This window comes from Vibrio sp. JC009, assembly GCF_029016485.1.
Lineage (GTDB): Bacteria > Pseudomonadota > Gammaproteobacteria > Enterobacterales > Vibrionaceae > Vibrio.
The window spans coordinates 354,668-367,459 of the sequence record NZ_CP092107.1; the positions used below are offsets into that span (position 1 = coordinate 354,668).

A 12,792-nucleotide genomic window follows, 5' to 3' on the forward strand; every position below is an offset into this window, starting at 1 on the left:
TAGATATCTGATATCCAAATGTAACGGAGACAATAACCATGAATATCGCTGATGTGGCTTTAAGCCGCTACTCTACAAAGGAATTTAACCCTGAGAAAAAGATCTCTGCAGAACTGTTTGAGCAAATCAAAACCCTTCTGCGCTTTAGCCCTTCCAGCGTTAACTCCCAGCCGTGGCACTTTATTATTGCCGAATCGGACGATGCGAAAGCGCGCATTGCTAAGGCCACTCAGGGGCCATATGCGGCCAACGAAGCTAAGGTAAAGAACGCCTCTCACGTTATTGTTTTTTGCGCTAAAACAGATATCGACGATACTTATACCGAGCACCTGCTTACTCTTGAAGATCAGGATGGCCGCTTCCCTGACCCGAACTTTAAGGGCGCGGTTCACAAAGGGCGTTCATACTATGTCAACATGCACCGCTCTGAACTGGAAGACGCTCACCACTGGATGCAGAAGCAGGTCTATCTGAATATGGGCAGTATTCTGTTAGGTGCAGGTTCCCTTGGCGTAGATGCCGTGCCGATTGAAGGTGTCGATACTAAGGTACTGAACCAGGAATTTGCGCTTGCGGAAAAAGGCTACACAGCAGTGGCTATGATTGCACTGGGATACCGCAGTGACACTGACTTTAATGCATCGCTGCCTAAGTCCAGACGCCCGGAAGACGAGATCTTCACTATTTTGTCTTAATCACATCTATGCCAGCTCAATCCGGGCTGGCTCTCATACGCAAGGAAACATTATGAGACTTATCGGAAATATTATCTGGTTTCTGTTCGGCGGTGTTTTTATGGGGTTAGCCTGGTGGCTGGCCGGCATTGTCGCCTTTATTTCAATCATAGGCATCCCCTGGGGACGCGCCTGTTTTGTTATCGGCAGCTTCTCCTTTTTTCCCTTTGGCAAAGAAGCCATAGACAGAGAAGAGCTAAGTGGCAAACGGGATATCGGAACCGGCCCTTTCGGCGTTATTGGCAATGTTATCTGGTTCCTTGTCGCAGGATTCTGGCTGGCCGTCGGCCATATTTTAAGCGCGGTTGCCTGCTTTGTGACAATCATTGGTATTCCCTTTAGCATTCAGCATCTGAAGTTAGCTTTTATCGCACTTTTTCCCATTGGCAAAACCATTGTGGAGAAAGAGGTTGCCTTTGCTGCACGTGATGCAAATGCGCAGGAAACAGTTTCAAAACTTCGTAAATAGGCAACGAATTTGGCATTAAAACCCACTATTTATAAATTTCGTGTGGCATTAACTGATATGAATCGTGAATATTACGACTCTATTTCTCTTACTGTCGCACAGCACCCTTCCGAAAACATAAAACGCATGATGGCCAGAGTACTTGCCTTTTGCCTGAATGCGCACCCCGAACTTAAATTCACTAAAGGGCTGTCTACGACCGAAGAACCTGACATCTGGCACAAAGCTGCTGATGAAAAAGTTAAACTTTGGATCGAAGTTGGTGAGCCAGATCTGGAAAGAATCAAGAAAGCATCGAGAATTGCTGACAATGTTTTAATCTATAGTTTCAACAATAAAACAGAGAGTTGGTGGAAACAAAACCACAATAAACTAAAATTATTAGATGTGGGGGTCCATAGATTTTCCGCCGATAGCATTGAAAATCTAACCACTCAGTGTGACCGGACAATGGATATGTCCGTCATGATAACCGGTAACTCTGTCTATGTCTCAACGGACAAGGGTGACTGCGAAGTGGTAGTAGAAACACTCAAGGAATACCGTTATGAGTGAAATTATAGTCAGTAATCTGAAACAGCATCTGGAGATGACAGGGGTGGATACACTCCATCTCTCAGATAAAGAAGCTCAGCTGTTTTCCCAGGCGGTGGAAAACAAAGCGGAGTTTTTTGACCGCCTGTGCCGCAGCAAAACCGACAAGGATCCTTTAATGCTGCTGCTTGGCCTCCTAACAAAGTCTCATATAGAGGCAACAGCCAAACTTGAGCCACAAATAGAAGCCATCCAGGCGATGAATAATGTATTCACTGATACCATAGGTAGCGAGCAGGCGCACAAGTTCGAAGCAGATGCGCTAATTGAGCTCTCTCTGGTCACTAAGCTGTGGTTAATGGTTCAGGGGTATCTGAATATGGACTTCAGTCTGGCAAATGACCACGCCCAGCAAACGTCCGATATTCTTGCTAAGGCTCTGAAAGCAGAATCCGATGAGATTCGCAGCGAGCTTTTAGCCAGCTACTACCACGGCAAAACAAAACACGAAGAAGATGTGCCTCATACACCGTGGCCGAAAAAGCTTCTGAGCTGGCTGAATATTGCCTAAAACCGGTAGTACAAATGCCGAAGTTTGAATAGAGACCTACGTCTTCCATAAGGTCTTTACCACATGATATCCAAATTTTGTTTTTACAATAAAGGGGGTCAGCACTTCGTTTTTAAACACAGCCTTATCAAACTGAGGCACCATAGCCCCTTGTCTGAACTCTCCTAAATCACCGCCCTTTTTACCGGAAGGGCAAGTTGAGTGCTTCTTAGCCAGCACCTGAAACTTCGCGCCTTTCTTTAATTGCTGGAGAATATCTTTCGCCTGGGACTCATGTTTTACCAGAATGTGCAGTGCTGCCGCTGTTCGTGCCATAGTAATCTGTATCAAAATGTTAGATGCAGCGGATTTTAGCCCATCGTTAGTAATTCTTCACCCAAATAACTACATTAATTCGAATATATCAGTAATAATGTATTTATCTTTCTCGCGTATAATTAATTTTTTTGAGCTGTCGATATAAGACATGACAAACTCACGGTTGTTTTAGGAAATAGAATGAAGAGCAAAGCGAATCAGTCCCAGGGGATGCTACTTTTCAAGCTGTCGCTGCACCAGCAAAGCTTCGCGATTGGTACACTCAAAGTCCGCGAAATTGTACCCTACATGCCAACGACTCAGATTCCCTACTCCCATCCGCACGTAATAGGAACGGTGACTATCCGCGATCTTACCGTGCCTGTTATCGACATGGCGGCGGCGATAGGTTTCAGGCCAATCGCACAAGAGGAGTATGAAAATTGCTACCTTATAGTGACAGACTGCCTGCGTACAGTGGTGGCTTTTATGGTGCGAACCATAGATAAAATCATTGATTGTGACTGGCACTCTATTGAGCCCTCACCGGATACCGCTGGCAGCAACGTATTTGTTACCGGCATCACCAGGCACGAAGATAAGATCGTGCAGATGCTCGATGTGGAGCTGCTGCTGTCTAAGATTTACCCTCAGGACGCTACAGCCAAGTTCCCGATTCTGACTGATGTTGAGCGCGAGCGTCTTAAGCCTCTGAATATTCTTCTTGTGGATGACTCAAGCATAGCGCGTAAGCAGCTGTCTGATGCACTGGACAGTATCAATATCCCATATTCTGTATGTAAAAACGGGATGGATGCACTGGCGCTGATGAGAAACTACGCCGATGAAGGCAAGCCCATCGACATTCTGGTGAGCGATATTGAAATGCCGGGCCTGGATGGATACGAGCTGGCCTTTGAAGTACAGAACGACAGCAAACTTTCACACTCCTACCGGATCTTACACACTTCGCTTTCCAGTGAAATGAGTGCTGACCGCGCGCATCAGGTTGGCGCGCATGAAGCACTGACTAAATTCGATGCCACAGAACTGGTTCAGGCGATGCTAAGAGGCGCAGAGCAGATAGAAGCCATCAAAAGCTAAAGTAACGGCAAAAAAGTAAAACGGCGAACAAGGTGCCATCACATAAGATCTTTAATATCTTCTGCTGATGGCACATCTTTTAACAGCAGATTTTCAAAATCAAGCAGGCTGATAGGTTTACTCAGGTAATACCCCTGGTAGATATGCACACCAAACAGGCGCAGCAGATTAAACTGCTCCTCTGTCTCAACCCCTTCTGATACCACCTGAATCTCAAAGTTCTTTCCAAGGTCAATAATAGACTTAACCATTAGCACTGATGACTTATCGACGTGAATGTCACGCACAAATGACTGATCAATCTTAAGCTCGTCAATTGGCAGATTCTTCAGATAACTCAGGGAAGAGTAACCGGTGCCAAAGTCATCCAGCGAAACTCTGAAACCGTGACTGCGAAGTTTGTTCAGTTTCCTTACCGTATCTTCCACATCCTGTAGCAACACGGATTCCGTGATTTCAAGAACCAGATAAGCAGGGTCTATACCGTAACTCTCTACAATACTGATCAGATCTTTCTCAAACTCTCTTTGCCAGAGTTGCTTGGCACTGATATTAACTGAAAGACTCAGGTTTCTGGTATGAGGCGCCGCCTGCCAGCTCTTAAGCAGAGCACAGGACTGACGAATAATAGATTCCCCTAACGGCAGGATCAGATTGGACTCTTCCGCTATATCAATAAACTGAATCGGCGAAATCACACCTTTATCCGGGTGATACCAGCGAACCAGAGCTTCGGCACCGATAATTTTATTCGAGCTATTGTATTTTGGCTGAACAAAGATACGGAAATCCTCATCCCGGATAGAGTTGCGGATACTTTTCTGGATAACGCTTTCATTATCCAGCTCTTGTTGCTGTTCAAGATCAAATACCTTAGCCGCATTTTTACCCCCCTGCTTCACCCGGTATAAAGCAAGATCTGCAAGCTGAAGCAACTTCTCAGGGTTAACGTCATCCGTCCGGTAGATTATCCCGCCAATACTGACCGTATTATGGTAGTCGATGGTGATTTCATTGGTGGTCAGCGCTATGGTCATACTAAGCTGTTTATGGATTTCATCGGCAAACAACTGAGCCATCAGTGCCGCTTTGTCGCACTGAGGGCTGACATATTCGATAATGACAACAAACTCGTCACCACCAAACCGGTAAACGGTGTTTTGTATATTCTGAATGTCAGTCAGCCTTCTGCTGATTTCCAGCAGCAGGTTGTCCCCCATCTGGTGGCCGTAGGAATCATTAATATTCTTAAAGCGGTCCAGATCTAAGAACAGTACGGCGCCATAGTTCAGATCGGTGCTGCTGTTTTGAGCAATTTCCGACAGTTTGATCTCCATGGTGCGTCGGTTTGGCAAACCTGTCAGGCTATCGAAATAGGCCAGTCTTTCTACCTGCTCCTGATTGATCACCTGTGTGGTGATATCCTGCATCAGCCCCACAATCCAGGTCGCTTTGCCCTCATTATTGCGCTCTACAACTTTCGCCCTGTCCCAGACCCAGATCACCTTTCTGTCCGGACGGCGAATTCTGTACTCAATGTCATAAATTCTGCCATCGAGCAGATCCTTAACCGCTTCCAGAACCAGGGGTCTGTCCTGCTCCAGCACCGATTCAAAAAACTCCGGATAAGAGAAGTCTTTGATGGTCATTCCGGTTATATTCTGCCACTCCTCATTGTGGAACATCTCGTTGCTGACTGTATTCCACTCCCATAAACCCTCTTTCGATACATCAAGCGCTGACTTCAATCGCTGGCGGTTTCTGTCTGCATCGTTTTTTAACCGAACCAATTCTGTCACGTCATTATCGATCACCAGTAAGTTTTTCTTATCATTGGCATCACGGATGGGGATTTTTACAGAATGGAAGTGCAGCGTTTCTCCCGAGTCGCCATCAAGCTGTTCGGTAAATGAAGTCTGAGTAGAGCCGCCATTGATAATATTGCGAAGTTTACTCAGATACTCATCTTTGCTCTCTTCTGAGGCCAGAAGCTGAAACTCCTCTTTACCATTCAGCTCTATCGGCCTGGCACCGTATTTAGTTGCAAGCGCCTTGTTACAATACTCAATCCGGCCATTCCAGTTTTTTACCAGCACTGGCTCCGGCATGGCGTCAATTATCTTTTTCAGCACCTCAGAGCGCTGGTTGGATATTCTGGCGTCGGTATACACTTTGGCAGCGAAAACAAAAGAGATAACGCCTGTTGCCGTTGCAACGAAGTCCAGTCCCAGGTTCATCAGCAGCAACATAGTTGCTTTGTAGTTAGCCGCAGTCAGACCTTCGAATTTAAAAGTGTAGATGGTAGAAACATAATCGGAGAATCGTTCAACCCAGGTTGGGTAAAACGAGGTAATCAGCTGGATTGACAGGCACAACATCAGGGATGCCACGAACCCAAACAATGGCTTTTTGCTCAGCTCTGTATTGAAAAGATTTCCCTGCATGCACCTAACCTGGTAACTGACTTAACTCTGTCCTGTGTAAGTCACAATCGAGTAAATTAGTGATTTCTATATCTTGAATTAAGCTTTGTACACCAACAGGACAATTTCAAGGCTATATATTGAAATGGTGAGCCTTTCCCACCGAAAACTTATATAAAAATCTCGAAATGTAGACACAAGAGACAAAGCGAAAAGCTCTGTTGCCGTATGTTGTTTCGCTTGTCAGACAATGGTAAAACAGTAACTAATTCAAAAAATTTGAATGGAAAAAGAAGCCAGGCAGACTGAGGGCTAAACCGGTCGTAAACCAGTAACCATTTTTTACCCTGTAGAATTTAACCTAATCATGATATTTACCCGGACATAAATGACTCAATCAATACTCGTTGTCGACGACAAACTAAACGTTCAAAAGCTGATATCTGACTTTCTTACCAGCAAAGGTTATCAGGTAAATTGCGCCTCAAACGGCCGTGATGCCCTGCTGCAACTGAAAAAGCAGACGCCAGACTTAATTCTGCTTGATGTAATGATGCCCCAGATGGATGGATATCAGTTTATAAGCAAACTGCGCGAAACCAGCGATCTTCCGGTGATTATGATCACAGCAAAACAGCATGAAAGCGACGTGGTCAAAGGCTTTGAACTGGGCGCTGATGATTATATTACCAAGCCTTTTAAAATGAGTGAGCTTCTGGTCAGGACAAAGGCGGTATTAAAAAGAACATCCGGCGGTTTTACGCAAAATCCGCGTTTAAAAGTGGCCAATATCGTTTTAGATACTTCCTCTAAAGAACTTAGGATAGACGATAAGCTGATTGAACTCACTCAGGCCGAACTGGCGCTATTTGAACTGCTGATGAAGTCAGTAGAGCACACCGTATCGAAAGCCGATATCTGCACCCACCTGATTAACGAAGGCTATAGCGGCTCTGAATCAACGCTTAAAATCCATATTCGTAACCTGAGAAATAAGCTTGAACCCATGATAAAAGAACAGGTAGAGATAGAGTCCGTATTTGGCGTCGGTTACAGGCTAAGGAAAGTAAATTAATGCGAATACCAATACGCAATAAGCTGATTGCTACCTATCTGTTTATCAGCCTGCTCACGGCCTCTCTGATTTACGCGCTGACTTACTTTACTTCTGAGCAGCGTGTTAAAGCGCTGGCTCAGGACTATCAGCTGAATGAAATGCGTCAGGAGGTTTATCACTGGTACGCAGCCGAGCACCAATGGGAAGGCTTTCCCGAGTATTTCAAAACTCTGCATCCACCACCGTCAAAACCACCGGAGAGCAAGCCGGTTCCAGCCATGCCAGGCTCGAAGGTACATGGCCTTGTCACTCATGAGAATATTGCACTGTTAAAATACCTTCAGTTTCAGCCTGGTGACACAATACCCAAAGCCTACCTGGCTAACGCGACACCGGTAAAATATAAAGGTGAAACCATCGCCTGGATAATTCCGCCAGATGTGATGGGAATTAGTCTGAACTCCGAAATGCAAGTGTTCTTTGACAATATCCTTGAAGTACTGTTTATCTCAATCTGTATCGGCGTTCTGGTTTCTCTGTTTATGGGGGCTCTCCTGGCCCGAATTTTACTCAAACCGGTTGAACTACTAACCAGAGCCAGTTCCGCCATCGCCAAAGGCAAACTTGAACAGACAATCCCCACATACAGCGATAACGAGATTGGCGATCTTGCCCGCTCTTTTAACAAAATGAGTCAGGATCTGGTCGTTGCGGATAAACAACGCCGCCAGTTAACGGCCGACATCACCCATGATCTCGGAACCCCGGTTCAGGTTATCTCAGGCTATATTGAAATGGCTCAGGACGGAGAAATGGAGCTGAACTCAGGCAGCATAGACACCATTGCTGATGAACTTGAACATATAAAACGACTGATTAAGGATATGAGCCTTTTAGCTGAAACTGATGCTAAAACTCTGTCATTGCAGATGGAAGAGACCAGGATAAACCCTGTCCTTGAAAGAGTTAAGAGGCTGTTTACTCAGCCCTGTGACGAAAAACAGATAACACTGAATCTGAACTGCGCCGATCCTTTACCGCTTTTAAACCTTGATGAGCAAAGAGTGGTTCAGGTGCTTGGCAACTTAATCAGCAATGCTCTGCGTTACACTCCGCAAGGCGGCACAATTACTCTTACGTCTGAGTTAAAAGATAACCGCGTAATAGTCCGGGTAACGGATAGCGGTAGCGGAATAAACCCTGAAGATCTTCCGTACATTTTTGACCGTTTCTACCGTTCAGACAGCTCTCGCGGTGCTTCAGGCAAAATGGGACTCGGGCTCAGCATCTCTAAAGGAATCATCGAAATGCAGGGCGGAACCATTTATGCCGAATCAGACGGCATAAACGGAAGTCAGTTTATTATTAGCTTTCCGCCCGGCAGATTAGACCACGGATAAAGTTACAGCAATGTTATATTTCATAATTATGCATTGCGCATATGTTAGTTAAAACTTAACATTCATGTTAATCATTCGCCTGGCGGCGTTGGTTGGCTAAAAAACAAAATATACAGAAAATATGCAGCATATAAATGTAGCTTATGCCCCCAGGGCCGCATCAAAAGCGGCCCTTTTTTTTGCTTTCAGCCACTACAGGCTAAGCCACTACTAAACCAATCACTAATACACATAATCTAAGATAAGATTGATCTATCTACTTTAACTCTGGTAATTATTCTGCAATAACCGAAGTTTATAAGAACAAATTGAATAAGTGAGCCGATATGCCTCTACCACATCTTTACTATCTGGAGCGATACCGCAACAAAGGAACCAGAACCTACAGCAGTCACTCTTCCTATACCGAAGCATCGGTAAATTATCGCCCTGATTCTGATGAGCAGAAATTCGCATTGCCTTTATACAGAATTCCGCGAGACAGTGTGAATATTTACCTGGCAAATCCTCCTAAGGCGTTGCAGGGCAAATACCTGTCTGAAAACCACGTTAACTTTTGTGTCCACCCTCAGCTTCTGGAAGACACTTTTTCTGAACCATACCTTCAGTCCTGTATTTCTGAAAATACAGCTGAGCGGATAGACGTTATCCCCAGCTCTTCGACGCGGACTCTTTTTGTACCTGACAGAGCAGCTCATCATGCGGTAAAGGTTCACTTTCCCTTTAAAGTCTCACGTTATACGCGAAAAATGCGCGATGAGGTTGTTGAGCAGGCGATCAATGTTTCTCTGGAACTGGAGCAAAACATCGACAAAATGGGGGAAGATTTCTCCTTCCTGCGTGAAGTCATCGGCATCAGTTTTAAAGATCAGGCACCCGGTGAAGAGCGTGGTGAAAACTGGGGCTTTGTTGTCCGGGATATGACACCGTTCCCTGTAACAGACGAGCCTCGCTCACTGGTTCCGGGCTTTGCTCTTTATGGCGAAGACTACTTCAATGCAGAAACGACTCCCCTGCTCTACGATCTTATAGGCACAGAAGATCCAAAACAGTTTGTTCTGGATAAAATTATGCTTCCCATTGTCCGGCACTGGGTGGACTGCTTCCGCCATTTCGGCTACCTGATAGAGCCTCACGGCCAGAATGTTCTCATCGAAATTAACGAGCAGAACCAGGTTGAGCGTATTGTCCACAGAGATCTGAGCGTTGGAATTGATATGCGCCGCAGAAGGGATATGGGGCTTTCCAGTGAAGGATTAAACAACTACAACCGGATGGAGCAAAGCGCCTTCCACAGCATTGCCTATGACCGTTTTATGGGTAACCATTTCTTTACCCGTCTGGTTGAATGCTGTATTGCGCAGTATCCACACCTGACAAAAGAAGATTTTACCCAGCCGTGCCAGCAGGCGTTTGCCCAAAGGCTACCGGAATACAGAGACTACTTCCCGCGCAATATCTGGTATTTCAGCGAAGAGCGGGACAAATACAATAAACCTCTTTATGAAGATACAGGCACCACGCCTGAGTGGCGCCCGGCCGACTAACTGTAGGAAAGTAATAAAGTTTCATACTAATTACTACTACCAAGTCTGAATAGAGCTACAACTGAGAATTAGAGTAACACATAAAGTATCATACTGGTTGTAGCTCACTTTTGGACAGAAGTGAGTTAACGTAAATGCTCTACAATCCCGCTTTCAGATAACTACTCGTATCCCAAAACGCAATCAGGCACCGCTTACCGCAGTGCCTGAGATGGAAGGTTCTGGACAGAGATGTGCATAAGAGGCCAGCAGTACTTTACGAAATCATACGATTTAATCGTATAAGTATTCAGAACAACATCGTCCACATCCCATCGCTCTGTATCTGTAGTGTTACAAACGTGTACATTAGCGCCATTTCTTGGAAGCAGCATGTTATCACCATGTATTAAAGCATGATTTTTTGTTTACGCAAACGCGCATTGTGATTCAGCGCACCCTGCTCAAGCTTCTTTATTGATAAAAGAGTATATATACTAACCGTGTCATATTCGCTTGCTAAATATTCCATTCGGAGATAACACAAAAATGAAAAAGCTTGGTTTCAAAAACTCGCTGGTATTGTCAGTAAGTTTGTTGATAGTGGTTTGTTTGTTAGGCAGTAACATCTATTCCTATAAAACTTTAAAAAATAGGGTGATTGAAGATGTAGACCAGATTGCAATCGCAGCAGCAACTTCAGAGGCTGTAAAGCTGCAAGATTGGTTTGCAACTAAGTTTAAGGCTGTTGATAGCCTGGCTAAACATTACAAACCAGGTTCAGATGCGCAGCAGTATGTTGAGTTAACCAAATTTTCGAAAGACACCTCTGATTTAACGACTGTTCTTATTGCATTAGATGACGGTCGCTCATTCTCAACTATTTCAGGCCCATCCTGGAAAGACGGCGTGGCAATTATTGATAAGTATGATGCAAGGCAAAGTCCTTGGTATATGCAAGGGAAAAGAGCTAATAGAGAAATTGATTTAACCGAAGTCTATAACGATGCATTTTCAGGTAAGCCGCTTGTCTCGATAGTGAAAGCGATAAATGGCGGTGTTGTATTGGGTGGCATTGACATTAGCATTATTGACGATTCGATTAACGCATTTAAGTACCCTGGGGCAATCACTGGGATCCTGGATGAAAACGGCCGAGCTCTTGCTACTAATGCAACAGACTGGCCACTCGGCTCCACATTTGCAGAACTTGGTGTGCCTGAAATTGGTGTACAAATGAATGCAGCTAAAAGCAATAGGTTTGATTTTTCATTTGGCGATTTCAATAAGGTGGCATATACCCATGAAATCGAAATGGTCTCTGGAAAAAAATGGCATCTGTTTGTTGGTGTTGATAAGGCAGTTGCCTACAAAGCAGCTGATGATGCCTTTGTAGAAGCTTTGATTAGTTCTGCAATCATGTTACTGATTTCCGTTACAGTTTGTATCCTGGTGCTTAGTAAGCTGTATTCGCCAGTCATTTTATTGAAAGAGATGGTTGTAGACCTTTCTAATGGAGACGGAGACCTAACCAGGCGGTTACCTGTTTCTGGTAAGGATGATTTAGCTGACATATCTCAAGGTATTAATACCTTTATCGAAAACCTTCAGAGTATGATGCTTAAAGTTTCAGGGGCTTCGGAGGTAATTGCCGGGAGTACTAAACAGCTTGATATGCTGACTAGTTCAAGCAGTTCAGTGCTCGACGAACATAGAAAAGAAACAGAGCTGGTAGTAACAGCTTTGGATGAGATGAATGCGACGTCACGGGATGTCGCAACAAATACCGCTGAAGCGGCTAAACACTCCGGCCAGACTATAGAGCATTTATCTGAGTCCAGGGAACTGATGACTCAGGCTACCTATCAAGTTAATCAATTAGTTGATGAGGTAGACACTACATCTTCAAATATTGCTCAACTTGGCAGTGACATGACGGAAATAACAAATGTCCTCACTGTGATTGGTGAGATAGCAGATCAAACTAACTTACTTGCCCTGAATGCGGCAATTGAAGCGGCTCGGGCTGGCGAGCAAGGCAGGGGGTTTGCCGTGGTTGCCGATGAGGTTCGTGCATTAGCTTCAAGAACTCAAGCTAGTACATCGGAAATTGAAGTTACATTAGAGAAGCTTAAGGCTGGTGTTAAGTCGGCTATTATCTCAATGGATAGCACCAAAACCAGTTGCGAGGAAACGTCACAGAAGAATACTAATATTGCTAATGATATGGAAAATATCACTAAGTCAATTCAAGACAGTAACGAATTCAACATCCAAAACGCAGCTGCGGCAGAACAGCAAAGTTCCGTAACTGATGAAATTACCCAAAATATGTCATCAATCAACGAGATGGTTGAACAGCTAAGCAGTATCAGTGGCGATACTAACAGAGAAAAAGAGAGCTTAGTCAAAGCGAATGCTCAACTGAACAGCATTGTTCTTCAGTTTAAACTTAAATAAACAACAATATTCCAACGTGCATAGTCATGCACGTTGGTTCCGTTTCCCCTTTTGCACGATATTGGGAGTTTCCTGCCACGGCTTCTCTGCTGGTAAACATGAACAAAAGTACTGTGATTTCAGTGGTACGATTTGCCACTGAGTAATTGCGTTAACACCGAAAGGGGCATAAATGAGTCAGTGACTTTGCTAAATTAGTAATTAATGAATGACTTCG

11 protein-coding genes are annotated in these 12,792 nt (G+C 44.6%); 9 read left to right on the top strand and 2 right to left on the bottom strand.

Features of this window, described 5'->3' with window-relative positions; genetic code table 11:
• Positions 1-38 precede the first annotated feature (38 nt).
• Genes nfsB through L3Q72_RS16585 form a run of 4 tightly spaced genes read left to right on the top strand, consistent with a single transcriptional unit; the run spans position 39 to position 2,308 of the window.
• Complete coding sequence (gene nfsB, locus L3Q72_RS16570; RefSeq protein WP_275133268.1) at positions 39-695, top strand: oxygen-insensitive NAD(P)H nitroreductase; 657 nt, start codon at positions 39-41, stop codon at positions 693-695.
• A gap of 52 nt (positions 696-747) precedes the next feature.
• Positions 748-1,203, top strand: a complete 456-nt coding sequence (locus L3Q72_RS16575; RefSeq protein ID WP_275133269.1) for a YccF domain-containing protein — start codon at positions 748-750, stop codon at positions 1,201-1,203.
• 9 nt (positions 1,204-1,212) lie between these two features.
• On the top strand, positions 1,213-1,758 hold the full coding sequence (locus tag L3Q72_RS16580) for a YaeQ family protein (RefSeq protein WP_275133270.1): 546 nt from the start codon (positions 1,213-1,215) through the stop codon (positions 1,756-1,758).
• On the top strand, positions 1,751-2,308 hold the full coding sequence (locus L3Q72_RS16585; protein WP_275133271.1) for a hypothetical protein: 558 nt from the start codon (positions 1,751-1,753) through the stop codon (positions 2,306-2,308). The genes L3Q72_RS16580 and L3Q72_RS16585 overlap by 8 nt, the downstream gene beginning before the upstream one ends.
• A gap of 36 nt (positions 2,309-2,344) precedes the next feature.
• Here L3Q72_RS16585 and ppiC read toward each other — a convergent pair whose 3' ends face one another.
• Positions 2,345-2,623, bottom strand: a complete 279-nt coding sequence (ppiC, locus tag L3Q72_RS16590; protein ID WP_275133272.1) for a peptidylprolyl isomerase PpiC — start codon at positions 2,621-2,623, stop codon at positions 2,345-2,347.
• Between the two features lie 183 nt (positions 2,624-2,806).
• Here ppiC and L3Q72_RS16595 point away from each other — a divergent pair, with 183 nt between their 5' ends.
• Positions 2,807-3,709, top strand: a complete 903-nt coding sequence (locus L3Q72_RS16595) for a chemotaxis protein (RefSeq protein WP_275133273.1) — start codon at positions 2,807-2,809, stop codon at positions 3,707-3,709.
• 38 nt (positions 3,710-3,747) lie between these two features.
• On the opposite strand, the gene L3Q72_RS16600 is transcribed toward L3Q72_RS16595, so the two are convergent.
• Complete coding sequence (locus L3Q72_RS16600; protein ID WP_275133274.1) at positions 3,748-6,153, bottom strand: bifunctional diguanylate cyclase/phosphodiesterase; 2,406 nt, start codon at positions 6,151-6,153, stop codon at positions 3,748-3,750.
• Between the two features lie 367 nt (positions 6,154-6,520).
• On the opposite strand from L3Q72_RS16600, the gene L3Q72_RS16605 reads away from it, so the two are divergent.
• The 4 genes from L3Q72_RS16605 to L3Q72_RS16620 all read left to right on the top strand — a co-directional run bounded on the left by L3Q72_RS16605 (position 6,521) and on the right by L3Q72_RS16620 (position 12,575).
• The gene (locus L3Q72_RS16605) at positions 6,521-7,207 is read left to right on the top strand and encodes a response regulator transcription factor (protein ID WP_275133275.1); all 687 of its coding nucleotides are present in this window, start codon (positions 6,521-6,523) and stop codon (positions 7,205-7,207) included.
• Positions 7,207-8,589, top strand: a complete 1,383-nt coding sequence (locus L3Q72_RS16610) for a HAMP domain-containing sensor histidine kinase (RefSeq protein WP_275133276.1) — start codon at positions 7,207-7,209, stop codon at positions 8,587-8,589. Before L3Q72_RS16605 ends, L3Q72_RS16610 begins: the two co-directional genes overlap by 1 nt.
• Positions 8,590-8,915: 326 nt before the next feature.
• Positions 8,916-10,136 (top strand): IucA/IucC family protein, encoded by a 1,221-nt coding sequence (locus tag L3Q72_RS16615; protein WP_275133277.1) that lies wholly within the window; start codon positions 8,916-8,918, stop codon positions 10,134-10,136.
• A gap of 528 nt (positions 10,137-10,664) precedes the next feature.
• The gene (locus tag L3Q72_RS16620; protein WP_275133278.1) at positions 10,665-12,575 is read left to right on the top strand and encodes a methyl-accepting chemotaxis protein; all 1,911 of its coding nucleotides are present in this window, start codon (positions 10,665-10,667) and stop codon (positions 12,573-12,575) included.
• Positions 12,576-12,792: the final 217 nt, after the last annotated feature.

Bases quoted from the DNA above. Each gene is read 5' to 3' on its own strand.
- nfsB (WP_275133268.1), top strand. From the start codon at position 39: ATGAATATCGCTGATGTGGCTTTAAGCCGCTACTCTACAAAGGAATTT.
- L3Q72_RS16575 (WP_275133269.1), top strand. From the start codon at position 748: ATGAGACTTATCGGAAATATTATCTGGTTTCTGTTCGGCGGTGTTTTT.
- L3Q72_RS16585 (WP_275133271.1), top strand. From the start codon at position 1,751: ATGAGTGAAATTATAGTCAGTAATCTGAAACAGCATCTGGAGATGACA.
- ppiC (WP_275133272.1), bottom strand. From the start codon at position 2,623: ATGGCACGAACAGCGGCAGCACTGCACATTCTGGTAAAACATGAGTCC.
- L3Q72_RS16595 (WP_275133273.1), top strand. From the start codon at position 2,807: ATGAAGAGCAAAGCGAATCAGTCCCAGGGGATGCTACTTTTCAAGCTG.
- L3Q72_RS16600 (WP_275133274.1), bottom strand. From the start codon at position 6,153: ATGCAGGGAAATCTTTTCAATACAGAGCTGAGCAAAAAGCCATTGTTT.
- L3Q72_RS16605 (WP_275133275.1), top strand. From the start codon at position 6,521: ATGACTCAATCAATACTCGTTGTCGACGACAAACTAAACGTTCAAAAG.
- L3Q72_RS16610 (WP_275133276.1), top strand. From the start codon at position 7,207: ATGCGAATACCAATACGCAATAAGCTGATTGCTACCTATCTGTTTATC.
- L3Q72_RS16615 (WP_275133277.1), top strand. From the start codon at position 8,916: ATGCCTCTACCACATCTTTACTATCTGGAGCGATACCGCAACAAAGGA.
- L3Q72_RS16620 (WP_275133278.1), top strand. From the start codon at position 10,665: ATGAAAAAGCTTGGTTTCAAAAACTCGCTGGTATTGTCAGTAAGTTTG.